21 protein-coding genes and 1 pseudogene are annotated in these 26694 nt (G+C 50.4%); 13 read left to right on the top strand and 9 right to left on the bottom strand.

From position 1 onward, the window contains the following. The first annotated feature begins 141 nt into the window (after positions 1–141). From IE181_RS08325 to IE181_RS08300, 6 genes are all read left to right on the top strand, one after another. Positions 142–1329 carry a dipeptidase gene (locus IE181_RS08325; protein ID WP_191251901.1) on the top strand — a complete coding sequence of 396 codons (1188 nt, stop codon included), beginning with the start codon at positions 142–144 and terminating at the stop codon, positions 1327–1329. 41 nt (positions 1330–1370) lie between these two features. Continuing rightward, positions 1371–2453, top strand: coding sequence for an alanine racemase (locus IE181_RS08320; RefSeq protein WP_229819273.1), 1083 nt, complete (start codon positions 1371–1373; stop codon positions 2451–2453). Positions 2454–2520: 67 nt separating this feature from the next. After that, positions 2521–2907, top strand: coding sequence for an MAPEG family protein (locus IE181_RS08315; RefSeq protein ID WP_191251896.1), 387 nt, complete (start codon positions 2521–2523; stop codon positions 2905–2907). Between the two features lie 276 nt (positions 2908–3183). Further along, positions 3184–3366 (top strand): hypothetical protein, encoded by a 183-nt coding sequence (locus IE181_RS08310; RefSeq protein ID WP_191251894.1) that lies wholly within the window; start codon positions 3184–3186, stop codon positions 3364–3366. A 2-nt stretch (positions 3367–3368) separates the two neighbouring features. Further along, positions 3369–3593, top strand: coding sequence for a hypothetical protein (locus IE181_RS08305; RefSeq protein WP_191251892.1), 225 nt, complete (start codon positions 3369–3371; stop codon positions 3591–3593). A 175-nt stretch (positions 3594–3768) separates the two neighbouring features. Continuing rightward, a complete protein-coding gene (locus tag IE181_RS08300) occupies positions 3769–5142 on the top strand; it encodes a M24 family metallopeptidase (RefSeq protein ID WP_191251890.1) in 1374 nt (457 codons plus the stop codon). 64 nt (positions 5143–5206) lie between these two features. Here the strand turns inward: IE181_RS08300 and IE181_RS08295 are convergent, their stop codons facing one another. Further along, entirely contained in the window at positions 5207–5662 is a 456-nt protein-coding gene (locus tag IE181_RS08295) for a YaiI/YqxD family protein (protein WP_191251888.1), read from the bottom strand. A 135-nt stretch (positions 5663–5797) separates the two neighbouring features. Further along, positions 5798–7183, bottom strand: coding sequence for an amidohydrolase family protein (locus IE181_RS08290; RefSeq protein ID WP_191251887.1), 1386 nt, complete (start codon positions 7181–7183; stop codon positions 5798–5800). A 175-nt stretch (positions 7184–7358) separates the two neighbouring features. Here IE181_RS08290 and IE181_RS08285 point away from each other — a divergent pair, with 175 nt between their 5' ends. Then, positions 7359–7898, top strand: coding sequence for a GNAT family N-acetyltransferase (locus tag IE181_RS08285; RefSeq protein WP_191251884.1), 540 nt, complete (start codon positions 7359–7361; stop codon positions 7896–7898). Beyond that, positions 7895–8377 carry a GNAT family N-acetyltransferase gene (locus IE181_RS08280; RefSeq protein WP_191251882.1) on the top strand — a complete coding sequence of 161 codons (483 nt, stop codon included), beginning with the start codon at positions 7895–7897 and terminating at the stop codon, positions 8375–8377. Before IE181_RS08285 ends, IE181_RS08280 begins: the two co-directional genes overlap by 4 nt. An 8-nt stretch (positions 8378–8385) precedes the next feature. Here the strand turns inward: IE181_RS08280 and bioD are convergent, their stop codons facing one another. Next, positions 8386–9063: a dethiobiotin synthase gene (bioD, locus tag IE181_RS08275; RefSeq protein ID WP_191251879.1), complete on the bottom strand. Its 678-nt coding sequence runs from the start codon at positions 9061–9063 to the stop codon at positions 8386–8388. Then, positions 9063–10250, bottom strand: coding sequence for an aminotransferase class I/II-fold pyridoxal phosphate-dependent enzyme (locus IE181_RS08270; RefSeq protein ID WP_229819271.1), 1188 nt, complete (start codon positions 10248–10250; stop codon positions 9063–9065). The genes bioD and IE181_RS08270 overlap by 1 nt, the downstream gene beginning before the upstream one ends. A 137-nt stretch (positions 10251–10387) precedes the next feature. On the opposite strand from IE181_RS08270, the gene bioB reads away from it, so the two are divergent. Further along, a complete protein-coding gene (gene bioB, locus IE181_RS08265) occupies positions 10388–11380 on the top strand; it encodes a biotin synthase BioB (RefSeq protein ID WP_191251877.1) in 993 nt (330 codons plus the stop codon). 16 nt (positions 11381–11396) lie between these two features. Continuing rightward, the gene (locus IE181_RS08260; protein ID WP_191251875.1) at positions 11397–12686 is read left to right on the top strand and encodes an adenosylmethionine--8-amino-7-oxononanoate transaminase; all 1290 of its coding nucleotides are present in this window, start codon (positions 11397–11399) and stop codon (positions 12684–12686) included. Between the two features lie 4 nt (positions 12687–12690). Here IE181_RS08260 and IE181_RS08255 read toward each other — a convergent pair whose 3' ends face one another. After that, the gene (locus tag IE181_RS08255) at positions 12691–13398 is read right to left on the bottom strand and encodes an aspartate/glutamate racemase family protein (protein ID WP_191251873.1); all 708 of its coding nucleotides are present in this window, start codon (positions 13396–13398) and stop codon (positions 12691–12693) included. 238 nt (positions 13399–13636) lie between these two features. Here IE181_RS08255 and IE181_RS08250 point away from each other — a divergent pair, with 238 nt between their 5' ends. Then, a complete protein-coding gene (locus tag IE181_RS08250; protein WP_191251870.1) occupies positions 13637–15118 on the top strand; it encodes an amidohydrolase family protein in 1482 nt (493 codons plus the stop codon). A gap of 115 nt (positions 15119–15233) precedes the next feature. Here IE181_RS08250 and IE181_RS08245 read toward each other — a convergent pair whose 3' ends face one another. The 3 genes from IE181_RS08245 to IE181_RS14685 form a co-directional block, all read right to left on the bottom strand. Further along, positions 15234–18809 (bottom strand): cadherin-like domain-containing protein, encoded by a 3576-nt coding sequence (locus tag IE181_RS08245; RefSeq protein WP_191251860.1) that lies wholly within the window; start codon positions 18807–18809, stop codon positions 15234–15236. Positions 18810–19197: 388 nt separating this feature from the next. Then, a complete protein-coding gene (locus tag IE181_RS08240; RefSeq protein ID WP_191251858.1) occupies positions 19198–21252 on the bottom strand; it encodes a methyl-accepting chemotaxis protein in 2055 nt (684 codons plus the stop codon). A 112-nt stretch (positions 21253–21364) separates the two neighbouring features. After that, positions 21365–21499, bottom strand: a complete 135-nt coding sequence (locus tag IE181_RS14685; protein WP_268245733.1) for a hypothetical protein — start codon at positions 21497–21499, stop codon at positions 21365–21367. Between the two features lie 594 nt (positions 21500–22093). On the opposite strand from IE181_RS14685, the pseudogene IE181_RS14755 reads away from it, so the two are divergent. Then, a pseudogene (locus IE181_RS14755) lies at positions 22094–22192 on the top strand (PEPxxWA-CTERM sorting domain-containing protein); the annotation flags it as partial. Positions 22193–22385: 193 nt separating this feature from the next. Further along, positions 22386–25973 carry a hydantoinase B/oxoprolinase family protein gene (locus IE181_RS08230; protein ID WP_191251854.1) on the top strand — a complete coding sequence of 1196 codons (3588 nt, stop codon included), beginning with the start codon at positions 22386–22388 and terminating at the stop codon, positions 25971–25973. Here the strand turns inward: IE181_RS08230 and IE181_RS08225 are convergent, their stop codons facing one another. Continuing rightward, a complete protein-coding gene (locus IE181_RS08225) occupies positions 25974–26621 on the bottom strand; it encodes a tetratricopeptide repeat protein (protein ID WP_191251852.1) in 648 nt (215 codons plus the stop codon). It abuts the gene before it with no gap. Positions 26622–26694 lie beyond the last annotated feature (73 nt).

Genomic DNA, 26694 nt, shown 5'->3' with positions numbered 1-26694 from the left:
GGACATTGGACATGCCTTTAAACAAGTTACAAACATGACCCCCGTCACGTATCATCACCCTAAAACACAATCATTAATATTTAGTTTTAATTTTACCGGGAAGTATGCTTTGTTACTGTCTCAATCCAAGGGGTATAGATTATGAAGTTAGTTAAGTGGATTTTGGGCCTTGTTGTTCTCGCCGGTGTTTTTGCCGTGACATATGGCCACCACCTTATGGACCGACGCCTGAATGCGTCTATTGATCATGAAGATTTTGTTATCCTAGATAAAGCCCGGTCCCTGCACCAGGGCCTGACAATAATGGACTGGCATTCAGATACCCTTCTGTGGGAACGCGATTTCCTTGATGAAAACAGCTACGGCCATGTTGATCTGCCTCGCATGCAGCAAGGCAATATCGGCCTGATGATGCTTACAACCGTGACAAAGTCCCCTGATGGCCAAAACTATGTGGAAAATGAGGGTGACAGTGACCGCCTGACGTCCTTGCACATGATGCAAATGTGGCCAATGCGCACATGGAACAGCCTTTTTGAACGTGCCATCTATCAGGCAGAGAAGCTTGACCGCTATGTGGACAAGTCTAACGGTCAGATGATCTGGATCAAAACACAGGAAGACCTGCTCCGCGTACTTGCTGAACGGGAAGTCGCTCGTGCGTCTGGCAAAACTCCGCCAACTGGTTTTCTTCTGGGCGCAGAAGGTGCACACCCTCTTGAAGGCAAAATTGAAAATCTCGACAAGATGATCGACGCTGGCTACAGCATGATTGGTCTGACACACTTTTTCGACAATGAACTGGGCGGCTCTCTGCACGGCACCTCCAAAGCAGGTCTGACAGACTTTGGGCGCGAGGTTGTTCAGGCATTGAATGAAAAGGAAATCATCATTGATATGGCCCATGCATCTGAAAAAGTCGCATGGGAAGTTCTGGCCAACACCGATCGTCCATTTGTCGTCTCCCATACTGGTATTAAAGGTGCGTGTGATTCACCGCGCAACTACCCGGATGACCTGATGAAAGCTATCGCTGATCGGGGTGGTCTGATCGCAATTGGATACTGGGATGCAGCCATTTGTGAGCCTACCCCCACAGGAATTGCAAAAACCGTTAAGTATGCTGTTGAACTTCTCGGCGAAGACCATGTTGCCCTGGGCTCAGACTGGGACGGTTCTATCCAGACAACTGTTTCATCAAATGAAATGGTTGCGATCACCAGTGCCCTGATGGAAGCAGGTCTGACAGACACCCAAATCCGCAAAGTAATGGGCGGCAACAGTGTTGAATTCCTGAGAAAATGGCTACCGAGTAAAACACCATCATGATAAACCTGATTACACCCAGTCTTATTTTAGATGAAAATAAAATGCGGGCGAATATCGCCCGGATGGATACACATCTTGGTACACTGGGTGTAAACCTTCGCCCCCATGTTAAAACCAATAAGTCGGCTGAAATATCCAGCCTGATGACGGAGAAACATAGCGGCGGTATAACGGTTTCTACCTTGCGGGAAGCGCGCTTCTTTGCCGCCAGCGGATTCCGCGACATATTGTATGCCGTTGGCATAACACCGGGCAAGCTACCCGAGGTTGCGGCGCTGCGCTCTCAGGGGACAGACCTGAAAATCATATTGGACAGCGCCGAAGCAGCTAGCCTTGTGGCAACCTGGGCTACAAACACCAAAAGTTCTTTCGACATTCTTCTTGAGATTAACACAGACGACCACCGGGCGGGACTTGAACCCGGTGGTGACGAACTGCTGGAAGCAGGCAAAATATTGCTGAATTGTGACTATACGGATCTTTTAGGTGTTATGACCCATGCAGGGGCATCCTATGACTGCCACACAGTCAGCGCCATCCGTGACATTGCCCGTCAGGAACGGGATCTATCCCTGCTTGCGGCTGACCGCCTGCGCGCGATAGGGGCGGACATTCGGTGTGTCAGTATTGGGTCTACACCAACTGCGATGATGGCTGAAAACCTGGACGGCATCACAGAAATCCGGGCCGGGGTATATGTTTTCTCTGATCTGTTTCAGGTTGGCCTTGGCATCGCCAAAACTGAAGACATCGCCATTTCCGTTTTGACCACTGTCATCGGCAAAAAGAAGGATCAAAACAGGCTTATAACCGATGCGGGGGCCCTTGCCCTATCGAAGGATAACGGCACAGCACGCCAGACTTTTGACTGCGGCTACGGCCTTGTGCTGGATGCGGAAAGCGGCGTCCAAATCCCCAACCTATTTGTGAAGGGGGTTAATCAGGAACACGGCCTGATCAGTAGCATTGACGGCAGCCCTCTCGACTTTGATGCTTTTCCGATTGGACGACAACTGAGAATTTTACCAAACCATGCCTGTATGACCGCCGCAGCCTACGACACCTATGCTGTCTTCAATGACGGCGAATTCAGTCACCTTTGGGGCCGCTGTAACGGCTGGTAACGTCGGCCTTTCCTCTATTGCTAAAATGACATAAGCTCTCTTTGTTCACAAACAGGGGGAGGAAACTATGTCTGTTGAACTTACCATGCTCTTATGGAGCGTTATCCTGTATTTTATACTGATCATGATTGCGGCACGACTTGCACTGAAAGAGAACGGTGTACAGGCTCAAGCTGGTCCCAGAGATAATCTACCGGAACCCAGCGATACATTGAAACGCTACCGCCGTCTGGCCTCTAACATGCAGGAAAATCTGTTAATGTTTGGCCTGCTGGTTGGTATTGCGAGCGCTGCTGATATCTCAACATCACTTACAGTACTTGGCGCACAACTATTCTTTTATGCACGCTGCGCCCATGCGGTCATTTACATTGCCGGCTGGCCAATGGTTCGACCGCTTGCCTGGATTAGCGGTGTTGTTGGCATGGGCATGATCGCCTACGCCTTGTTTTAAACCTGCATCAGCGCAACCAAAGCGCACTGCTGGCGAGTCGTCATTTCAAGTCTTAATGGCTGTTAACAATCAAACACCTAAAGCCACCTGGCAACCGCCCGGTGGCTTTTCTTTTTCCCGCAGAAATCCGGCATTGATTCCCCGTATTTTCCTAAATTTTTATCCATCTATAGCGCAGATACGGCCGTCTGACGGAAAATCAGCGGGCAGGTAATCAAGAAGTAAATTCCGTGCCTGCAGTAGAATAGTGCCACCATGTGTATGGAGTAATTCTTTATGGCAACCATTGGTCCTAGCGGATCACAGTCAGTTCATATTGATCTGGCTGCGAGGATTAACAAGCTGAATGTCGATAATTCCAAGGATGTAAATATCGACACCAAGGGAGTGAAAACAGCGGCGCATATCGTTCCTTCTGCCGGTCAGACAAAAGGAGTGAAAATCGACATAAAGGTGTAACCATGACGAAAGCTTCAGATCATAAAAAGTCGGCACATACTATCACCAGCGCCCATTTCGAGCTGGGCAAACGGTATTTAATGACGAAAAATCGCCCAAGCAGTCTGGCAAAGGCGCGTCATTATCTCGAGCTTGCTCAGTCAGCCGGTGTACCCGAAGCAGGCCCTGCCCTGAAAGCCGTACAGCATCTGGAGCTTCTTCGCACTCGTTCAGTTTTCGCCAAATAATTTGGCAGTGTTTGCCTGATGTCCCCCCATCGAAGCCAACCGGCTTCCTCTTGACACATCACCCCCCTTGATTACCATACCGCGCGGTGGGGGAAGATACATACCATCTTCACCGGGTCAACAAACAATAAGTCGTCACCTTGTGTGGCCGACCGAGTAATCATGAGGATGTTTTATGAAAGCACTATTTCTGTCTACCGCACTTGGGCTAAGCCTTTCTTTTGGGGTCGTGGCGTTAGACAACACGGACCACGCAAAAGAACAGATAAACCCCGCTATTCCTGACATTCTATCTATGAAGGAAAGAGCAGAGGTGCGCGACAGCTGGCTGCGTAGTCGCCTTGATACCGTTGTCCCGGAAATGATGCGCCGCGAAGGTATCGACATGTGGATTATGGTTGCCCGTGAATATAACGAAGACCCCGTTGTTAAAACCATGCTGCCTGCAACCTGGCTGAATGCACGTCGTCGCACGGTTCTTGTATTTCATGATACCGGTGAAAAAGTGGAACGGTTTGCCGTCGCACGGTATGCCGTGTCCGACATATTCCCGGCAGCATGGAACCCGGAAGAACAGCCAGATCAGTGGCAGCGCCTGGCTGACCTGATTACCGAGCGCAATCCACAAAAAATTGGTCTGAATATCTCCGACACATATGCTCTCGCCTCAGGCTTGTCATACAGCCAGCACAAAGGCTTGCTGTCCGCACTACCTGATGAATATAGCAAACGGATCGTATCTGCTGAAAAACTTGCAGTAGGATGGCTCGAAACACGCATTCCAGCAGAAATGGAGACATATCCGGAGATCGTACGCATTGCCCATGGTATTATCGCAGAAGGGTTTTCCAACAAAGTCATTACACCGGGCGAGACCACAACAGAGGATGTGGTGTGGTGGTTCCGCGACCGTATTAGAAGTTTGGGTCTAACCACCTGGTTCCATCCGTCTGTCAATCTGCAACGTCCGGACGAAGAAACCAAGAAGATGACCGAACTATTCTCAAAACGGCAAGGACCGAATGTCATCATGCCGGGCGATTTACTGCATGTTGACTTTGGCATTACCTACTTGGGATTAAACACTGATACCCAGCATCATGCCTATGTTTTAAAACCGGGCGAGACAGAGGCCCCAGCAGGTCTAAAACAGGGATTGAAAAATGCAAACCGCCTGCAGGATATTCTGACATCGCACTTCAAGGTTGGTCGTTCAGGCAACGAAACAGTTGCACTGACGCGGGCGCAGGCGATCAAAGAGGGCCTTAACCCTACTGTATATAGCCATCCAATTGGCTATCACGGTCATGCTGCCGGTGCAGCCATCGGCATGTGGGATAATCAGGGTCGAGTTATCGGGACAGGCGATTTCCCAGTAAACGGTAACACAGCCTGGTCAATTGAGCTGAACAATGTCACGAAAATCCCGGAATGGGGCGGGCAGGAAGTGAAGTTCATGCTTGAAGAAGATGCCTATTTTGACGGCACATCCGTTCAGTATATTGATGGGCGACAGGACCAGTTCCACCTGATTGCCTCGGACAAATAGGTCCGTTACAGCCATCATGGCCGGGGTAGCACAGTCGCCCCGGCTTCCCGTCCTTCTATAGAGATCAAAGGCGCAGTGTTGCCTGCACCATTCTCTCCAGTTCATTCAAGAAGGTAGACCGGTCTTTTTTACTAAACGCTGGTCCGGCACCTGATATCTCGCCCATATCCCGCAAATCACTTTTCAGCGACCGCATCGCCATTGCGGCGCCGATATTCGCCTGCGTGAAGGGCCGCCCATTATGCCCCAGCACCATCGCACCATTCTTCAAACAACGATCGGCAAGGGGGATATCCCCTGTCACAACGATTGCACCCTTCTCCGCACGTTCTGCGATCCAGTCATCTGCTGCGTCAAACCCGTCGGATACAACAATTTTCTCCACAAGATCAGACACAGGCATACGAAGCCACTGGTTAGATACAAGATATGTCTTCATATTATGCCTGTATGCCACTTTCAGGGCTTCTTCCTTCACAGGACAGGCATCTGCATCAATATATAAAACGGGCGTAGTCATTCAGGCATCCATTAGAAGGGGTTGGGCACACAGTCTATATACCGACACAAACCTTCCTACAACCGAGCAGGATAAATAAGGGGCTGATTCCGCATATCCAGAATCAGCCCCACATTAAAGACTATAGTGGCAAAATCAGTCCGCCGCCGGACCAACCGCCCGACCGTCTTGCTTGTAAACGGTGCCACTTTTCATCACAAAATCTACATGGGATACCAAGTTGATGTGCCGCAGCACATCGCCCTTGATTGCGATGATATCAGCATATTTTCCTTTGGACACGGTACCAAGGTCCTTATCAACCCCCATCATTACCGCAGGCCAATATGTTGCAGCCCGAATGGTGTCCATCACAGAAATTCCCATCACATTCGCCCAGACATCCATTTCATTCCATGTGCTTTGGCAGTGAAACTTCATCGGGATACCGCTATCGGTGCCCACAAGGAACACGACACCCGTTTCCTTCAGCTGTGCGATCTTTCTCTTCAGCGTTGGTCTGCGCAGCGGTGTAAGCTGAGTATAGGAAAGCTGGCCCGGATGCGCGATTGACTGTTTGATATCTGCAATCGTATCTTCCTTTAAGCCCCGCTTCCAGCAGCCACTATCCAGTTTTTCCGGGTTATCTACGGTGTACTGAAAGTTATAAAGCCCCTCCACAGTAGGCGTCCAGTAAAGCGGACCACCGGCAACACGGCCTGTAGCAGTGCGTTCTTTCAGCTTTTCAATAATATCCGCCGGGTATTCGGGAGCTGTGGTCAAACCGGTATGCTCGAAATTATCAACGCCGATTTGAAGACCGACCCGAATTTCATCCGGACGGTGCGAGTGCGCCACAACTTTCATACCGTGTTTGTGGGCTTCATCGACAATTGCCTGCGCTTCTTCCAGGGTCATTTTATCATGATCAATAAGCTTCAGGATTTCCATGCCTGCATCTGCCAGTTTTTTTACCTTTGCCCGTGCGTCTTCGACACCATCAATGCCCCAACGAAAAGCTTCGGTTCCGGGGTAGGCTTCATGCTGGATGAAAGGACCGGACGCAAACAAACGCGGCCCCGGTATGCGCCCCTCTGCGATGGCTTTTTTCACGGCAACCGTTGCTTCGAGCGGCGCACCCAAATCGCGGGTCGACGTAATGCCAGCCAGCAAAAGCTGAACCGCAGATGCGGGCATAATCTCGTCCGCCAGCCGGTCCAGATATGTTTTATCCCAGTGCGGATAATCAGAGTGCCCGGCAAGCATCAAGTGTGCATGATTTTCCCAAAGACCGGGCAAAACATCCATCCCCTCCGTGGAAATCACTTCATACCCTTCAGGCACTGAAAGTGTGTCTACCGTACCGACTTTCTCAATCCGCTCCCCATCAATAAGAATTACACTATTTGCAATGGGCCGGTGCCCAAACCCGTCAATCAGACGACCACCTACCAATGCCTTTTTATCTGCAGACACCCCTGCCCCAGAAACCGTAAGCAACGCAATCGCAGATATCAGATAAACAAAAACTGCCCGTATCATTACATATCCCCCTAAATACTAAGATGCAGAAAACAAGACAGGCGAAACAAGTGATGTCAATAGGCTTGTTCCCCAGGCGTTTCCATCTAAGCAGAAACAGCTTGAAGAATTGCGCCGCTCTGTCTTATCCCATAGGGTACACACACCGACACTCTATGATACCAAAGGTGATACCTTGCAGGACGAAACACCAACCCTTAGACGCGCAACAGTACAAGATGCAGCCCCGCTTGCTGCGTTTGCCCTGCGCTCTTTTTCCGATACCTATGCCGTCCATAATGACGCTGCCCTGATGGCTGCCTACACTGACAAGGCGTTTTCAGTAGAAACACTGCAACAGGAACTTGATGACCCTGCCAATATCTTTATTCTGGCCTGCATTGGAGACCAGATCGCTGGCTATACCAAGCTTCGGGTCGGAAAAAACCCAGACTGCCTGAAAGCGAATAGATCAATTGAGGTTGAACGCCTTTATGCTGACAAAAAATGGCATGGTCGCGGTGTAGGCAAAATCCTGATGGATGCCAACATCGAATATGCCGCAGAACATGACTACGGCAGCTTGTGGCTTGGTGTCTGGAGACAAAACCACCGCGCCGTTCGCTTTTACGAAAAATCCGGCTTTTCTGCTGTTGGAACCCATATTTTCATGATGGCCGACGACCCGCAGGAAGACTGGGTAATGGAAAAACTAATAGAAAGCCCCAAAGTATGACCAACTTAATCATTCGCCCCGCAACCATTGATGATACTGGCCTTATTTTTCAGTTCATTATGGATCTGGCAACGTATGAAAATCTGGAAAAAGAGGTCGTCGCAACAGAAGCCACCCTGCGGGAAAGTCTGTTCGGGGATACCCCGCAAGCAGAAGTACTGATCGCAGAGCATCAGGGAAAGCCTGTTGGTTTTGCCCTATTTTTCCATAACTTCTCAACCTTTCTCGGGCGCAGAGGGCTCTATCTTGAGGATCTGTTTGTTATCCCTGAGGCACGCGGCATTGGTGCGGGCAAAGCACTTTTGTCAGCACTTGCCAAAATCGCCCGTGAACGTGGTTGTGGCCGCATGGAGTGGTGGGTGCTTGACTGGAACAAACCGTCAATCGACTTTTATAAAAGCCTGGGTGCCGTTCCAATGGACGAATGGACCGTTTTTCGCCTGACAGGGGACGATCTGAACCGCTTGGCAGACGGATAAACTCAGTCCTATACCAGCAACGAAGTCAAATCAGGTGCGGATGCCCATAAAGGCTGTTTGGTCAGGCGCGGCAGGGCCACAGTCTTTAACCCGGTCAGGCCTGCCAGTGCCAATACCGTTTCTTCAAAGTCTGGGCTGTCTTCACCGCCTAGACTTTCGCTAACAACCAACCCTGCCACCGAAAGCCCTCGCGCCTGCATTGCCTCAAGGGTGGCAAGGGTATGGGAAATCGTGCCCAGGTAACTGCCTGCCACGAGAATGGACGCCAGCCCCATATCCGCGATCCAGTCCGCAACAAGCTTATCGCCTACCAGGGGCACAAAAGAGCCACCAACGCCTTCGACAAGGGTAAAACCATCTGCGGCCAGCGCCGAGCGGCAAAATGCCAGAAAAGCATCATAATCCAGCGTTTTACCCTCAGCCGCTGCGGCCATTGTCGGGGCCAAGGGAGCCCTGTACCGAAAAGGAGATATTTTGTCCCAACTTTCAGCAATTTGGGGCAGGCCAAGCGCATCTGCGAGGATCGCCGTGTCTGACCCTGCCATTGTCTGATCTGTCACACCACTAATTACCGGCTTGATCGCTGTAACCTGCTGCCCCTGTTGCCGCAACTGGGCGACTAGACTGGCTGTCACCAGTGTTTTGCCAATTTCTGTCCCTGTGGATGATATGAACATACCCTGCATTAACTGTCTCCTATCCCCAAATCGCGACATGCGGTTATCAAGTCATCAACCATTTGATCCGTATGTGTTGCGGAAAAACAAAATCGTAACCTACTGGTGCCGACCGGCACAGTCGGTGGCCTGAAGGCCCATGCCAGAAACCCGCGCTTGGCAAGTGCCTCTGACGCTGCCAGCGCATCTTTTTCATCCCCAATAACCACTGGCACAATTGGTGTTTGCGCTGCGGGCAACCCCAGTGCACGGCAAAAATACTGTGCCAGACGCACAGGACGTGCACAAAGGTCCGTATCTGTTTTGATTATATTCAGGGCTTTCAAAGCCCCTGCAACCACCCCGGGCGGTAACGCCGTGGTATAGATCAACGACCGCGCACGGGTACGCACCAAATCACAAACATCTTTGCTCGCTGCCAAATACCCCCCATATCCGCCAACCGCCTTCGAAAGGGTACCCATCTGCAAAGGCACAAGCCCTTGTGCGTCACAGGCATGAGCAGAGCCCCGCCCGCCACCAATGACACCCACACCGTGGGCATCATCGCTCATGAGCCAGCAATCATACTTCTCCGCAACCAATCCCAGCGCATGCAAAGGTGCAATATCGCCGTCCATAGAATACACACCGTCCACAACAATTAAAACACGCTCATAACTATGGCGTTCAGCTTTCAATATTGCTTCCAGATCCGCAGTATCATTGTGCCTGAATGTTTTAAAGGCCGCACGGGACAGTGTAACACCCGCATGAATACTGGTATGAATAAGCGCGTCAGCAACTATCAGGTCCCGGGGTCCGACAAAGGTGGGAATAATACCAACATTTGCCAGATACCCAGACCCGAAAACAACGGCGTCTTCTGTGTCCTTGAGCGATGCAAGGGCTGCCTCCAGCTCGGCATATAAGGGATGATTGCCTGTAACGAGACGGGACGCACCAGCACCGGCACCGTACATAGCCGTTGCAGCATTGGCAGCACCAATAACGGCCGGATGAGTACTTAACCCCAAATAATCATTATCTGTAAAACTAACAATGGTGCCTACCCCTTCGCGCACAGCTTGCATGCCGTCTGATCGGGTATGGTCAAACAAGGCACGGCGCTGATTTCTCGCTTCGATGGAAGAAAGCTTTTGCCGAACAAAGCCTAACAGGCTGGTGTGATTTTGATTATTGGAATCGCTGCTCATGGCAATCGCTAATACGCTTGGATTTCCAGTGGGTCAAGCATTGTTCCCAAATGCCGGGAATTTGAAGAATCCAGCAAAATACCTTGACATTGAACGGCACAGACAACACTTATTCAGTCAATTCAGGGAGTATACATATGACCGCTCATGCACAGGTTGCAACCGCTTCTACCTCAGATAATTCTCCGCTTCGCCACGACTGGCAACAGGACGAAATTCTGGCCCTTTTTGACATGCCTTTTATGGATCTGGTCTTTAAAGCTGCAGAAGTGCACAGATTGTATCACGATCCCAACAAGGTACAATTAAGCCAGCTCATATCTATTAAAACAGGCGGCTGCGCTGAGGACTGTGGTTACTGTAGTCAAAGTGCCAAATACAAAAACGGAACCGGACTGGATGCCACGAAGCTGATGGAAGTGGAACGGGTACTGGAAGGTGCCCGCCGTGCAAAGGCTGGCGGTGCATCCCGCTACTGTATGGGTGCTGCATGGACCAGCCCAAAAGATCGCGACATGGACACCATTATTGCGATGGTCAAAGGCGTCAAGGAACTGGGCATGGAAAGCTGCATGACACTGGGCATGCTGGATGATTGCCAAACCCAAAAGCTCGCGGATGCTGGGCTTGATTATTATAATCACAACATTGATACATCCGAAGAATATTACGGTGAAATTATCACCACCCGTACATATCAGGACCGTCTGGACACGTTGGAGCGCGTCCGCAATAACGGTATTAATGTATGCTCTGGCGGTATTGTAGGCATGGGCGAAAAACGGCAAGACCGCGCAGGCATGCTGAAAACGCTCGCAAACCTGCCGAAGCACCCAGAAAGTGTTCCGATTAACATGCTGGTTGCCATTCCCGGCACCCCTCTAGAGCATGTCGATAAACTTGATCCATTTGAATTTGTACGCACCATCGCCGTTGCGCGCATTATGATGCCCATGTCCGAAGTGCGGTTGTCCGCTGGTCGTCAGGAAATGTCCGAAGAAACACAAGCGCTATGTTTTATGGCTGGCGCATCCAGTATTTTCTACGGCGAGCAACTTCTGACAACACCAAATCCGGAGAACAACAAGGATTTGAAACTGTTCGACAAGCTTGGATTAAAACCCGCATAAGCGGAGACAGGCCCCGATGTCAGAGACTAGAAAAACCATCCAGCCATCAGATACCCCTGACTGGTTTGAAAAGGGCCTTGATCATATCTGGCTTCCTTATACCCAAATGAAGACGATGGTGCCTCCGGTTGGTGTGGCAGGCACCAGCGGCACCCGTATTCAGCTAGAAGACGGTCGGGAGCTAATCGACGGCATTGCAAGTTGGTGGGCTGCGGTACACGGCTATAATCATCCAGTAATCCTGGAAGCCATGCGGGCGCAACTAGACACAATGCCCCATGTCATGCTGGGCGGTCTGGTTCATGAACCTGTTATGCGTTTATCTACCCGGTTAGCATCCCTGTTACCCGGTGACCTGAACCGCTGCTTCATTGCGGAATCAGGATCTGTATCTGTCGAAGTCGCCATGAAAATGTGCGCCCAGTATTTCCTAAACCGGGGTGAGCCGCGAACAAAATTTGTCCATTTTCGTGGCGGGTATCACGGTGACACCCTCGGCACGATGGGGATTTGTGACCCTGAAGAAGGCATGCACCATATCTTTGGCGGCATGATCCCGCAGAATTTGCTGGCAGACCTGCCGCGCACAGCGGAAGAGGCAGAAAAGTTCGCTGACTTTCTGATTGCTAATAAATCTGATATCGCTGCGGTGATTACCGAACCCCTAGTTCAGGGGGCGGGCGGTATGCTGTTCCATAGCCCCGACACACTCCGCTGGATACGCAAGGCCTGCGACGATGCAGGCGTTCTTTTAATCTTGGATGAAATATTCACGGGGCTTGGCCGCACAGGCACCATGTTCGCGCTGGACCAGGCTGGTATCATTCCTGATGTCGTGACGCTGTCCAAAGCCCTGTCCGGCGGCGTAACCCCCTTGTCCGTTGCCATTGCAAGGGATGAAATATTCGCAGGTTTTTACAGCGACAACCCGGAACATGCCCTAATGCACGGCCCCACTTATATGGGACACGCGCTTGGCTGTGCCGCGGCCAATGCATCGCTTGACCTGTTTGAGAAAGAAGACAGGCTCGGTGCCGCACGCTGGATCGGCGAGCAAATGGCAGTCGAGCTGGCTCCTTGTAGTAACCTGCCGTGCGTGGCTGACATTCGTACGCTTGGGGCGATTGGTGTCGTTGAAATCAAAGATCCGTCTATCATTCCCCACCTGAAAAAACGGTTTATTGAAAAAGGTGTATGGATCAGACCGTTCCGAAACATCGTATATCTGACACCCGCCCTGACAATCCAGCGCACAGACCTAAGCAAATTAACCCACACCATTTTCAGTTGCCTGAAAGAAATTTAAGGCCCTACTCTACCGTGCCGGATGCCAGCATGAAGTCTGTGCCCATCCGGGCATGGAGGAAACAGGTATCAAAAGATGGCACCGAAATATCGTCCGGATTTAGCAAGAGACCAATTTCTGTGCATCCAAAAATCACGCTGTCACAGCCGCGGGCGATCATTTTGTCGATAATCTCCATATACACTGCCCTTGATGTATCAAGCACGGCCCCCTTGCATAGCTCCTCATAAATAATTTGGTAAACCAGCGCCCGGTCTGTTTCATCTGGCACCTGTACATCCAATCCAAACCCGTCTTTCATACGCCCCTTATAGAAATCCATTTCCATGGTAAAGCGGGTCGCAAGTAATAGCGGTTTGCGGCAGCCTGCACTATGAATGGCCTGCCCCGCGGCATCCGCAATATGCAACACAGGAGCCGACACCGCCGCAGCGACACTATCGAACATTAAATGCATGGTGTTTGTACAGACCATGACCGCATCCGCGCCGGCACTCTCAAGCCGTTTTGCCGCCGTTACCATCTCCTGCGTGGCCGTATCCCAGTCCCCTTGTGCCTGTAGTGCCTCGATCTCTGCGAAGTCAAAAGACCACAACAACAGTTTTGCTGAGTGCAGTCCACCAAGCTCCTCCCTGACAAGGCGATTCAATGTCTGATAATAGGGAACGGTGCTTTCCCAGCTCATACCGCCGATCAATCCAAGAGTTTTCATCATTATTCCTTAGCCATATGCATTTTGGTATAGTTTTACCCCGCCCTACACCAAAGGAAAGAACAAATACACCCATGCAGGGTTTCAGGCACTTTTACTCGCAAATCGTGTGTTTTCTTTTAAAAAATCCCACACTAGAGTTCCTGTGAAGTTGCGCGATGTTGGTCCGGCCTATTCTCTGGTCCGAACGCCATTTCACCATAAGTGCATTAGCACATATAACTAAAGGGAAGTATCAGTGTTTAAAGTATCACATCCTCTATGGCGCACACCTGTGTCACTGCTATTTAGATTAATTCTGTCAATCAACGCCCTTCTTCTGGCCACTGTGGCAATGGGCACGCAAGCTGCAGCCTTTGATCTGTTGATTGAAAATGCAACGGTGATTGATGTTCGCACCGGCAAAGCCATACCAAACAGTATGGTGGCAGTAGAAGGCAGTAAAATCACCTATGTTGGCCCGAACGATCCAGATACCGTGGTTAAAGCAGGAACTGTAATCGACGGCACAGGCAAATATATCATTCCCGGCATATGGGACATGCATGTGCATCTGGAAGGTACCGACCTGATTGAAGACAATGAGCTCTTATTCCCTGTCTTTCTGGCGCACGGCATCACGACTGTACGTGATGCAGCCAGCGACCTGGGCGAACAAGTACTTATCTGGCGTGATGAAATTAATGAAGGCAAGCGTCAGGGCCCAACCATATATACGGCTGGCCGTAAACTCGAAGGCATTGATTCCCTGTGGAAAGGCGATCTGGAGATCGGCACAGAGAAAGAGCTTGCGTCTATGCTCGATTATCTCGAAGCCAAAAAGGTTGATTTCGTTAAAATCACTGAAAACACCCTAAAAGGTCCATTGTTCCTGAAAAGCATTCAGGAAGCAAAAGCCCGTGGGTTTAAAGTTTCAACGCACATTCCGCAGGGGCTGACCATCCCAGAAATGGTTGATTCAGGCCTGTCCAGCATCGAACATGCAAGCTACATGCTGCGGCTTGGCGCAGACCATGCCGGTATCGTAGCCAAGGTCAAATCGGGCCAGCTAACTTCGGCTGAAGCCAATGCCCTGTATAGAGAGACTTTTTCACAGGAAGTGGCAAACAAAGCCTACGCAAAACTTGGACAAACAGACCTTGCCGTTACCCCAACACTTATTGGTGGTGGGAAACTGGCCTACCTGGCGGAAACCGATCATTCTGATGATGCGTTATTGCAGTATCTGACCAAGCGCTTCACATCAAAATACCAGTGGCGTATCGACCGCATGAAAAACGATACCGCAGCAGACAAACAAGCACGTAAGGACCGCTACGCCCTGATCAAAGCGCAACTGGTTCCAATGCACGAAGCGGGTATCACCCTGCTTGCAGGCAGTGACTCTGCAGCAATCAACACGTATGTCTATCCTGCACAGGGCCTGCATGAAGAACTGGAAATATTTGAAGATGCTGGCCTAATCCCTGCCGATATTCTGCGCATGGCCACACTGAACGGGGCCGACTTTATGGGCGATACCATGCGTGGTGAACTTCTGGCCGGCAAACAAGCCGATATTGTAATCCTGAACAGTAATCCACTTGAAACTATCAGGGCGACACAGGATATCGAAGCAGTTATCAAAGGTGGTCAATATTTCAGCCGTGCACGTCTTGATACGATGCTCCATGATGCAGCCAGCAGGAAACAAGCACTGGATGCAGCGCGACAGGAATAGATAGACCTGTACGTCAGTCGACCGGGGGCAAGCTGCTTGCCTCTGGCTTCTATTCTCAAAAAAATGGCCCCTCATATCGCTATGAGGAGCCTTTCCCGAGCAGGAAACAGAAAGCCTATCCGAAAATCATCTGGTCAACTTCATTGACGTAAATGCTGACACTATTATCAAAGAAATAGTGGAATTCCGAATATTCAATACCGTTCATCTCTATGGTATTTCCAGTCGAAAGCCAGTGACTTTCTCGAACTTCAAGTGTGTTACTTTCACCAAGCTGAATAAAGATATCCGTGTCTGTTGTTCCGGGGTCTCTGCTATTGTCGATGAAGGCGTTAAATGTCATTTCAACATTCGCTTCTTCAATGACAAAATGCTCAAAGCCAGTGAAGTTATCCCCCAGATACGCAGATGTTAAATTGACCGTAGAGGACGACGTCAAGATCAGTGTGTCAAACCCCTCACCGCCATTGAGAAAAATATTATCCCCATAATCCCAATGCGTATAGACAGGAGCCATATATTCACTGCTGATCTGCATGGTGTCATCACCGGACCCGCCTTCCATGATATAGAGTGCATGATTAGTTGATCCGATATCTGGGTTATCGGCGATCAATGTATCATTGCCTGCACCACCATATGCAGCATACTGTGCGTCCGCATAAGCCGTTGAAGTGCCTGAGGCTCCTAGCTTGATCTCATCATTACCATCACCACCCCAAATCGTGTAGTAAGAAGAACCTGCAGTACCATCCGCATAGAGTGCGACCGAACCAGCATCGCCACCATCACCACCAACAATGCGGTCATTTCCTGCACCGCCCGCAATGGTGTAATACGCACCGCCAGCCGATGGGTCTTCCAGTCTCTGTGTACCGGACAATACGTCACCGCCATCACCGCCGTCGCCACCAACGATGACATCGTCACCCGCAAGGCCATCAATGGTATATTCAGCAAAACCACCGCTGTTACCCATACCACCGGTACCGCCAGCACCGCCTTCCGCATAAGACAACCCGAAAATACCACCTTCGGCATCTGCGCCGGCCTGGCCGTCTGGACCATCAATGCCTGTGTTACCACCATTGCCGCCATCACTGCCCTGGATCACATCATCTTCATTTGATCCAATTACATTATAATAGACATCCGACCCCGGTGCACCGTTACCACCATTAGCGCCGTCCTTACCATCAAAAGACAGGGAAAAAGGTACTGTGCTGTTTACATTCAGAATATAACCATCAACACCGTCCGTTGCCTCGCCGCCATCGCCGCCATCGCCGCCATCTGGACTGATGCCTGCAATTATGATCGACGACGTTGCCGGGGCACCAATATCCATTATAACGGTACCTTGATTAGTCCCATGCTGCCCATTGTACACATGAAATTCAGGCGTTGTATCAATAGGGAAAAATTCAGCAAGTGTACCATTGAACGTCTGTGTCTGACCGTCAAAATACTGCGTGAAGGCAAAAGGTGGAATGTTGGATATCGCGTATATTTCACCGTTCGCGCCGTCTCCTCCGTCTGTATCAAGAACTTCTACAGGTGGTCCACCCACCCAAATATCAGGAGCAAGCTGGCCAATGATATTAACCTCGGGTGTCAAGGTCACAGCACCGGAAACCTCTGGCGCCTCATTGTAGTCGCCAATAATAATTGAGTCAGAAGGCGTCAGATCAACACTTCCCTGAACTTCATCAAGATTATCATAAGCATAATATAAGGTAATCTGCGGCAATTTATTGTCTGCATCTAACAGGTCAGCTGCCATGGTTAGTACAATATTTTCGCCGACAATTGTCGCGTTTACAGACGAACCGTTACTGACGGAATTGCTTGGCTGATTATTCACGAACAAGATGCCACCGCCCTCGACACCAACACCTGTCAGGCCAAGGTCCATAAGATCGGACAAGTCACCCGTTGCAAAGGCAGCTACATCACTGATCGGGATGGTAAACTGCAGTGTTTGCAAACCGGTATAATCACCTTCTGCATTATAATTTGCCACAACGTTGGAAGGCTTTATGCTGCCCAGGTCTCCATCACCTGCTACCTCGTCAAATTCATCACTTTCCGGTCTAGGAATTTCAATTGTAACAACACCTGTACTCGTATTACCAAGCGGCCCTGTTACCGTGTAGGCAAACTGGTCAGTACCGTGCACGCCGTCTTCCGCCAGTGTGTATGTAAAGGTTCCGTCATCATTAATTGTCACGTTACCAAGGGTTGGCCCCGCATCAACAACACCTGTTGTTGCATCATACTGATAATCATACACCTCTTGGCCGAGCCAGTTTTTAACCTTTCCGTCATTCTGGCTGACATTTCCACTGACAGTACCGTCCTCGCCGAGCATAAATGCATCGTCATTGGCAATTGGTGCAGGGTCTTTAATAATGAAAGTCCGCTCAAATGTGGCAGACGCACCATAAGGGTCAGACGCAGTGACTGTAACAACAGTATTCCCGTGCGGCGCCGCAGCATCCAGTGCACCACTGATAAGACCGGTTTCTGAATCTATCGTAAACCCTGCAGGCAAACCGTCCGCTGTGTAGGACAGCGTATCGCCGTTTGCGTCAGAGAACAGCCCAGCAGTATTCCAGGTAAGATCATACCCGTAAAACATATCGGAATTGATATAGATAACATCGCTTGCAGCAACCGGAGCCTCATTGGCGCCTGTAAGCGTAATTGAAATTGTCTCAACAACCGTGCTGCCATTACCGTCACTGATCTCAACATCATACGTCTGAACGATTTCTTCTCCTTCAAACATATCATTCAAATCACCGTCGCTGACCGTAAACTCCCACCCGACAAGACCAGATGTAGTCGCGCTTGTGGTTGTTGGGGCTGTCAGCGTTAAAGTACCCCGGTATTCACCTGTAGCCGATACAATAGTAGCCGTATGCGTATCACTGATATCCACGTCAGAGAAATTGATCTGGCCCGTCGCGGACAGCACTGCGGTTCCAACTCCCTCGGTACCATCAACCAGTTCCGTGACCCCGCCTGCTTTTACAGATGCATCAACATCAACGACAACAGCATCATTCACGCCGGTTACTGTCACGGTTACGCCAGTTGCTGTTGTCTCACCGTGGCCATCACCAACATGATAGACAAAGCTGTCGTCTACTGTCTCGCCCACGGCCAGCCAGTCGAACGCACCTGCCGGGTCATAATCCACACTGCCATCTGTGTTCAGTACGGCACTGCCTGCTGATAGGGACAGATCAAGATGGCTAATAGACAGTGTATCACCGTCAAAATCCATATCGTTATCAAGGAGTGTTGTCAGAGACAGAACAGTATCTTCATCTGTTGCCGCAACCTCGCCCCGTGTGAAGGGGTTATTGTTCCGCCCGTCCAGATATACAGCATAATCCGCAAAATCGATCACCGATATCTGCAACAATTTGTCGGAGCCGTCTTCGGTCGTCAGATAAACTTTGCCTGAACTGACATCAAGCATGGCATCAAAGATGGAGCTATCATATCGAACGACATTAAAACCGCCACTGCCGCTTATCTTATCATCACCAGCAGACCCGACAAAAAGATCATCCGCGCCTGATCCTTTCAGTTTATCTTCGCCAGATGTTCCTGCAAAATAGTCCAGCGCGCCCAGATCGACAATTGTGCCATCCAGTTTCGTAATAATCATCTCAGACATAAGACCCCCTCCAGCATGTGTACCAGTGCGGGTACACGAATAGTTAACATTGTGTTAATTATGCCGGAATTGATATTCGCTGACCTGATGGAAACCTTATGGATTTTTACTTTTCTGTACAAAAGGCGGCGCCACAGCGCCTACATTTATATTTTTCTTATACTTTTCAACAAACTAAGAACTTTACACGAAACCTAAAACTGTCACGCCGCGGCAAAGGGCGTCCTAAAAGCTGCATCATTTTGAAACAAATGCTACTAAAACGGCTCTTGCGATCGCAATAACCCCTGCTAGTCCGACCATATTTCATCAGAATCAGAACCGCCACCGGCAATCAAAACCAAGGCTTTTGGTCATCTCTGAATTTCGTGTCTATTGTTCTAGCACATTAGCCCTTGCGAATATCGTCAAGGAATTTATCCACTTCCTGCTGCAGCTGCTGTGCTTGTGCAGCCAGGTCATTCGAAGCAGCCAAGACGTCCTCTGCCGACCGACCATTATCATGCGACAGACCGGTGACCGTCTCAATATTTGCCACGACGGCATCTGTTCCAGAAGCGGTACGCTGTGTGCTTTGACTAATCTCTTGCGTCGCAGCTGCCTGCTCTTCTGCAGCACCGGCAATTGCAGAAGAAATGCTGTTGATCTCCTCAATCGTTTTACCAATCAGGTTCACTGCCTCTACGGTTTCATCAGTAACCGCCTGCATATCGCTGATCTGACCGGAAATCTCATCAATTGCCCTTGCCGTCTGCGCCGCGAGCGCCTTGACTTCACTTGCAACGACCGTAAAGCCCTTACCCGCTTCACCTGCCCGCGCGGCTTCAATAGTAGCATTCAGCGCAAGTAAGTTCGTCTGATCTGCTATGTCATTGATCAGCTTGATCACATCGGTAATTTTTTCGCCTGTTTCTTTCAACCGCACAACGTTGGCACCTGCCATACGTGACTGCTCAACTGCATTGTTGCTGACGCCGTTTGCCTGCGCTAATTGAGAACTGACTTCCTGAACGGATGCATACAGCTCTTCCGCCGCACTGGCGACAGATTGAACATTCTCCCCAGCCGTACGGGTTTCTCCAAGCGCTTCTGTTGCTTTATGGGACGTTTCCGTTGCAACCTCGCTCATATTCTTGGCAGTTGTTGCCATGATGGCAGAAGAGCCGCTAACTTTGCGGATAATCTCGCCGATATGAGCTTCAAAATTATCAGCCATGGCCTTACGGTCCAGCAGTCGCTGCTTCTCCGCTTCCTCTGCCCTGCGTACTTTTTCCTCAGCCGCCTTGCGCTCTGCTGCTTGCGCGGCCTGCTGCCGTGCTTCCTTTTCTTCCGCTTCTTTTAGGCGCGCCTGCTCGGCAGCTTTTTCAAGCTCGATCTTCTCGATCCCTGCCTGCCTGAAAATTTCCACAGTTTCAGCCATGGCGCCGATTTCATCCTTACGCCCCCGCGCAGGTACATCAATATCCAGCGATCCATCTGCCATATTCTGCATAACATGCGTCATCGTAACAATAGGGGACGCGATTGATTTATTAATAAAATAGGAAAGCACCAGAACAACACCTAGTGATAGCAGGACAATAATCAGTGTACGCTGCATTGCGCTCTGCTTCTGCTTGACGAAATATTCACGGTCAATGGCAATAACCAGCGCACCGATCGTCTTACCGCTAAAATCAGCTACTGGGGCAATCATGCGTGCATAGGATTTATCACCATCGGTAAAGCCTTCATCTACAAAGGCTCCTGATATGCCGCGTGTAATCTCATCACTGCTAGGGTCAATTGCCCCCTCTCCAAACGTAGACGCGAAAAGCTGCCTCTTGCCACTATTGGTCGTCACCAATGCTACATCAGCACCTGTCTTTTCCTTGAATGAGTTAAAGAACGGCTGGCCAAACGACAGCCCAATCTCCACCGTCCCCTGATGCTGGCCCTGATGACTGACTGTTGCAATGCCGCGCATACCAAGGCCCGCAACCCCGACTTCAAGACCGCTTTTATTTTGCCGGCTGGTGTTCGCCTCTACCACTGCATGCCGGAATGACGATAGATCATCGCCAAATTTCTCTGGTCGGTGCACCCGCAAAAATGACGTAGCTGGTGGCAGATGAAACTGGAACTGGCGCACATCAAACTGTTCACGCATCAAACTAAAGGACGGCACAAACATCTCTGACAGTCTTTCCCTGTCCTGATCAAACATGGCCTTTTGTACATCCGGGATATTGGCAATCTGGCTTGCAAGTGCCACTGCAGTTTCAGCCTGTTTATCCAGCATTGCCATCAGCTGCTTGTTATAAGCGCTTAATTCTCTCTCTTCCGCCTGCGAGATAATGGACCCAGTTACATTCGCGTTTGAGATGGCAATCATTGCCGCTGTCAGTACTGAAATGGCAACAAGTGCTAATAGAATTTTTTTACCGATTGATAGTGAGGTCATAGCCGAGCATCCTGCCCTGATAATGTGATTAGTCTTGTGTCCTGCTGCTTGCATCAAGCACGCCATAGCGCGCGCAACATAAGATAAGTACCATGACAGGTTTAATCACAAGTTAACCACCAGCAGATCTACCCTTCAAAAACTTTTTAGACCGATTGTTTGCCCTCTCGCCCCCATCACTAGTCGGCATAGAGCCTATCGCCATATCTGGCATGAATTCATCGGCATCACAGATTGTATCAACCATATTTACCTTATCCCATATCCGGGATTGCACCGTTACCTGACATCATTACCCTCAACGATACTGGTAAATCTGCGCCCAAAAAATCCAATAAAAGTTAACAAAGAGTTAACTAAAGCTTGACGTAAGTCATACTATATGGTGTTTTTCACCCCTATAATTTTGTAACTGGGGTTTAAAATGAAAAAACTGTTTTTAATTGCAGCGATGCTATTTGGCTTCAGCTTCACTGCAACCGCATCAAATACATTTATCTTTGATGAAGCGTCTACAGGTATCGACTTCAACGGCCTTACCTTTAGCTCAGGGTACTGGGACCTTGTGAATGGGTCCGATTTTGATAATGGTGATACGCTCAACTATGCTTTCGGCACTTCAGCTGGTGGCAGCGACCTTGGGTCGGCGCAATATACGAATACCTTTGGCTTCAACATCACCAATGTGTCTGGCCTTATTTTCGGAAAAGATTTTTCACTAGCGCTGCCAGACATTGACACATTTTATGTCACTCTGACACCACAAACATCTACCAACTTTGAGGTAAATAGACTGACTATATATGGTACTGGCCTAACTTCAATCAGAGGCGCGGAGTTCACCAGCGCAGTTCCAGAACCTGCGACCTGGCTCATGATGATCCTTGGATTTGGGCTAATTGGGGTTGCTTCCCGTCGCCGCAAGATGCTAGCCGCATAAATAAAAGCATATATACAATCTTTTCAAAAGGGTGCTTTCTGGCACCCTTTTTTATTGCCGCCATGACAGAAGCCTCATTCATCGGCTATAGACAAACTATATTCTGCATCCTTATAGTTTGGGATAGTAAAAACCTTATAAGATTTATAGCCCTAACTCTCATGTTCCGGAAGAATAGTGTGTTGACTTTACTATGAGTTTAAAAACTAAATGGCAGTTCTGGATTGATCGGGGTGGAACGTTTACCGACATTGTCGCACTGCACCCATCCGGCGAGTTGACCAGCCATAAATATCTGTCAGAAAATCCTGGCAAGTATCAGGATGCGGCGGTATTTGCCATGCGCGAAATCATGCAGGTTGCCCCTGATGCCCCTTTCCCTGCCTCCGATGTCGCGGCCATTAAAATGGGTACGACCGTTGCTACCAACGCCTTGTTGGAACGGGACGGAACCCCTACCCTGTTTTTAACTAACGAGGGCATGCGGGATGTGCTGCTGATTGGTCAACAGCACCGAACCGGCCTGTTTGACATGAAGCCTGAGCGGCCCACGCCTCTATATACCAATGTTGCGACCATATCTGCCCGTATTGATGCCGTTGGTGCCGAAGTCACACCTTTTGACGAGGACGCCTGCCAGGCAGTGCTGGAAAAAGCCTACAAGGCGGGTATTCGCAGTGTCGCCATTGCCCTGATGCACAGTTATAAATACCCGGAGCATGAGCAAAAAGCTGGTGCAATTGCCAAGAACATCGGCTTCACCCAAATCTCCCTTAGCCATAAGACCAGCCCCCTGATGAAGCTGGTCCCGCGCGGGGATACAACAGTTGCCGATGCGTACCTCTCCCCTGTACTGCGCAAATATGTTGATCAGGTTCAGAATAGCGTCGGTGATACCCGGCTGTATTTCATGCAATCGAACGGTGGGCTTGCTTCTGCTAACGCCTTTGAAGGGAAGGACGCTGTCCTGTCCGGCCCTGCAGGCGGTATTGTAGGCGCGGTTGGCACCGCGTCACGGGAACAGGAAGATAAAATCATCGGTTTTGACATGGGCGGCACATCCACAGATGTATCGCACTATGCCGGTGCTACTGAACGGGTGGCAGACACCGTTGTCGCCGGTGTGCGCATGACTGTCCCCATGATGGATATTCATACGGTGGCCGCGGGTGGCGGCTCGGTGTGTCAGTTTGATCAGGGCCGCTATCTGGTTGGTCCAGCATCTGCCGGGGCATTTCCCGGACCCGCTGCATATGGCCGAGGTGGGCCCGTTACCGTCACAGACTGTAATGTCATACTGGGTAAATTACAGCCCGACCTTTTCCCCAGTGTGTTTGGAGACTGCGGGACAAAGCCACTAAGCCTGAAGGCAGCACAAGATGCCTTTGATGACATTGCCGATACAATCGAAACAGAGACCGGATACCGCCCTACCCACTTCGAAATGGCAGAGGGCTTCTTGGCCGTTGCCGTGGAACATATGGCCCGGGCAATCAAAAAAATTTCTGTTGAACGCGGGCACGATGTTACCCGGTACGCCCTGCTGACATTTGGCGGCGCGGGGGGGCAGCATGCCTGTCTTGTCGCAGACGCGCTTGGCATGACACGCAGTATTGTACCGCCCTTTTCCGGAGTTCTATCTGCCCTTGGCATGGGACTGGCGGACCAAAGTGTCATCCGGGAACAGGCGCTTGAATGTCCGCTTGAAAACATCGACACCCGACAGGCGGATACTGACACCCTTACCAACGATACCGTTGAGGCCCTTGTAGCCCAAGGGGGCACACAAAGCGAAATCATCACTGATATTTCATTACGTATCCGATATGGTGGTAGCGATACCGCAATTGCGGTCCCTTTTGGGACTGTTAAAGAAATCCGCACGGCTTTTGAAGAAGCCCACAAGAAACAGTTTGGCTTTACAGAGGCGGACAAGCCCATTTTGATCGAAGCCGTTGAAGTGGAAGCACGCCAGGAGCAACCAGACAAAGCCCTGCACCTGTCGGCTGATGGCACCAAGACAGACCCGCTGGAATATCGACCCGTCCACATGAACGGCACAGAGGTCAATGCAGCCGTTTACCAAAGAGAGACTTTGCCACCTGACCACACGGTAACCGGGCCTGCGATTATTCTCGAAGAAGGCGGCACCACAATACTGGAGCCAGGGTGGTCTGCTGTGCGTACGGTTCGCGACACACTGGTTCTAGAGCGTACCGAAAAGAAGGCACAAGACCAGATTGATGCCCGCACGGTTGATCCGGTTCTTCTTGAGGTGTTCAATAACCTCTTCATGTCTGTGGCAGAAGAAATGGGCGGCGTCTTGATGAAAACCGCCCACAGTGTGAATGTAAAAGAACGGCTGGACTTCTCCTGTGCCGTGTTTGACCACACAGGAAGCCTGATCGCGAATGCCCCGCACATGCCTGTCCACCTTGGCAGCATGGGGGATAGTGTCGCGGCGATCATCAAGGCTCGGGGCAACGATATCCGACCGGGGAATGCCTATATGGTCAATGATCCTTACGCGGGCGGCACCCACCTGCCGGACATTACAATCATTTCTCCCGTCTTCATCGGGGACGCGCCAGCACCGGAATATTTTGTGGCGTCCCGCGGGCACCACGCTGACATTGGCGGCATCAGCCCCGGCTCCATGTCTGCCTTTAGCAAAACAATTGCAGAGGAAGGTATCCGGTTTGAGAATACCCTGCTGGTGGATGGCGGGCAATTCTGCGAAACCGATGTCAGACAAGCCCTTGAAAGCGGGCCTTACCCCGCACGGAATCCTGACCAGAATATCGCCGATCTGAAGGCACAGATCGCAGCCAACGAACGGGGCATTCAGCTGGTCCGGTCCCTTGTTACCAGTTTCGGGCAGGATGTAGTAACCGCCTATATGGGGCATGTTCAAAATAATGCCGAAGAAGCCGTAAGACGGGTGATTGACCGACTGCGCGACGGTCACATTCGCTACGACATGGATTGTGGCGGTACTGTGGAAGTACACCTGACCGTAGACCGTGCTGCACGCAGTATTGATGTTGACTTCACCGGCACATCAGACCAGATGGAAAACAACTTCAACGCCCCGCTTGCCGTAACAAAGGCGGCTGTGTTGTATGTTTTCCGACTGCTGACCCAAGCGGATATACCGCTGAACGCCGGCTGTATGAAGCCGATTAACCTGACAGTGCCGAAAGGCTCGATGCTCAATCCCATAGAACCCGCGGCGGTTGTCGCCGGCAATGTGGAGACTAGTCAGGCCGTGACAAATGCTTTGTTGCTTGCAACCGGTGCCACAGCGGCCAGTCAGGGCACGATGAACAATCTGACTTTCGGCAATGCCAGACATCAATATTATGAAACGCTTGCTGGCGGTACGGGCGCAGGTCCGGGTTTCGACGGTACGGATGCGATCCAAAGCCATATGACCAACAGTCGCCTGACTGATCCAGAAATACTGGAATGGCGGTTCCCGGTTCGGGTGAAGCGATTTGAAGTCAGGGAAAACAGTGGCGGTAGCGGCAAACACAGGGGCGGCAATGGCGCAGTGCGGGAAATCGAATTTCTCGAAGCCATGGAACTGTCAATCCTGTCCAGCAGCAGACGTATTCCGCCATCAGGCCTTGCAGGCGGCAGTCCTGGCAAGACAGGAGAAAACCTTGTCTTACGGGCAAATGGGCAACTGGATAAATTAGAGAGTGCAGACAGCACCGCCGTGGCACCGCATGATGTTTTGATAATCAAAACCCCCGGGGGTGGTGGTTACGGCAGTTGATTACTCGCTCTTCGCCTGATCAGACACCTGACAAAGAGACATATCGTAAGACTGGCGTTTAATTTTGTCAGGCAGAACAGCTTCCATTTGTTCGACCATCTTTTTGGCGCGGATTAGTTGGGCATCTGTGCCAATGCCGTTTGCGGCACAGCGAAACCATGCAAATGAAACTGCATGATCAACATCCACACCGTCACCGCGCATATAAATATCCCCCATGTAATACGCGGCTTTCGAATAGCCTTCTGTAGCTGCCTTTTTATATAAACTAAGCGTATCCCCGGAGATTTCAGCATCCCCCCGCATGCCAGTCAACTCCAGCATCGCCATGGTATGTCCTGCGTTTGCAGCTAGTGTATAGTAATGGCGGGCTTTCTCCATATCAACCGGCCCACCCTTCCCCAGAGCGTAAAGACCAGCAAGACGGTACTGCGCTTCTGTATGTCCCTGATCCGCATAAACGGTCCAGATTTCTCTGGCTCTGTCGAACTTTTGCAGGCTGTAGGCGGCAACTCCATCACCATACTCTGTGCCGAACTCATCTGCCGAAAGCATAGCCGGAAACAAACTGCCGTTTATCAGCATTACAGCTGCCAGCGTACCAGTGCGTGCCGTAAAGATTTTCCCAAGGCTGCTTACTATATCCATCAGCGAATTTTACCCTTCCAAATAGAGATATTTTTTCTCATAGTAACCAAGTCTTCCTCTTCATTCAATAAGG

It is taken from the genome of Kordiimonas sediminis (genome assembly GCF_014656395.1).
Taxonomy (GTDB): Bacteria; Pseudomonadota; Alphaproteobacteria; order Sphingomonadales; family Kordiimonadaceae; genus Kordiimonas_A; species Kordiimonas_A sediminis.
This window is presented reverse-complemented; position numbering and strand designations above follow the sequence as displayed.

Excerpts from the sequence above, each read along its gene's own strand:
- IE181_RS08325 (WP_191251901.1), top strand. The coding sequence starts at position 142 with ATGAAGTTAGTTAAGTGGATTTTGGGCCTTGTTGTTCTCGCCGGTGTT.
- IE181_RS08320 (WP_229819273.1), top strand. The coding sequence starts at position 1,371 with ATGCGGGCGAATATCGCCCGGATGGATACACATCTTGGTACACTGGGT.
- IE181_RS08315 (WP_191251896.1), top strand. The coding sequence starts at position 2,521 with ATGTCTGTTGAACTTACCATGCTCTTATGGAGCGTTATCCTGTATTTT.
- IE181_RS08310 (WP_191251894.1), top strand. The coding sequence starts at position 3,184 with ATGGCAACCATTGGTCCTAGCGGATCACAGTCAGTTCATATTGATCTG.
- IE181_RS08305 (WP_191251892.1), top strand. The coding sequence starts at position 3,369 with ATGACGAAAGCTTCAGATCATAAAAAGTCGGCACATACTATCACCAGC.
- IE181_RS08300 (WP_191251890.1), top strand. The coding sequence starts at position 3,769 with ATGAAAGCACTATTTCTGTCTACCGCACTTGGGCTAAGCCTTTCTTTT.
- IE181_RS08295 (WP_191251888.1), bottom strand. The coding sequence starts at position 5,662 with ATGACTACGCCCGTTTTATATATTGATGCAGATGCCTGTCCTGTGAAG.
- IE181_RS08290 (WP_191251887.1), bottom strand. The coding sequence starts at position 7,183 with ATGATACGGGCAGTTTTTGTTTATCTGATATCTGCGATTGCGTTGCTT.
- IE181_RS08280 (WP_191251882.1), top strand. The coding sequence starts at position 7,895 with ATGACCAACTTAATCATTCGCCCCGCAACCATTGATGATACTGGCCTT.
- bioD (WP_191251879.1), bottom strand. The coding sequence starts at position 9,063 with ATGCAGGGTATGTTCATATCATCCACAGGGACAGAAATTGGCAAAACA.
- IE181_RS08270 (WP_229819271.1), bottom strand. The coding sequence starts at position 10,250 with ATGAGCAGCGATTCCAATAATCAAAATCACACCAGCCTGTTAGGCTTT.
- bioB (WP_191251877.1), top strand. The coding sequence starts at position 10,388 with ATGACCGCTCATGCACAGGTTGCAACCGCTTCTACCTCAGATAATTCT.
- IE181_RS08260 (WP_191251875.1), top strand. The coding sequence starts at position 11,397 with ATGTCAGAGACTAGAAAAACCATCCAGCCATCAGATACCCCTGACTGG.
- IE181_RS08255 (WP_191251873.1), bottom strand. The coding sequence starts at position 13,398 with ATGAAAACTCTTGGATTGATCGGCGGTATGAGCTGGGAAAGCACCGTT.
- IE181_RS08245 (WP_191251860.1), bottom strand. The coding sequence starts at position 18,809 with ATGTCTGAGATGATTATTACGAAACTGGATGGCACAATTGTCGATCTG.
- IE181_RS08240 (WP_191251858.1), bottom strand. The coding sequence starts at position 21,252 with ATGACCTCACTATCAATCGGTAAAAAAATTCTATTAGCACTTGTTGCC.
- IE181_RS14685 (WP_268245733.1), bottom strand. The coding sequence starts at position 21,499 with ATGGTTGATACAATCTGTGATGCCGATGAATTCATGCCAGATATGGCG.
- IE181_RS08230 (WP_191251854.1), top strand. The coding sequence starts at position 22,386 with ATGAGTTTAAAAACTAAATGGCAGTTCTGGATTGATCGGGGTGGAACG.
- IE181_RS08225 (WP_191251852.1), bottom strand. The coding sequence starts at position 26,621 with ATGGATATAGTAAGCAGCCTTGGGAAAATCTTTACGGCACGCACTGGT.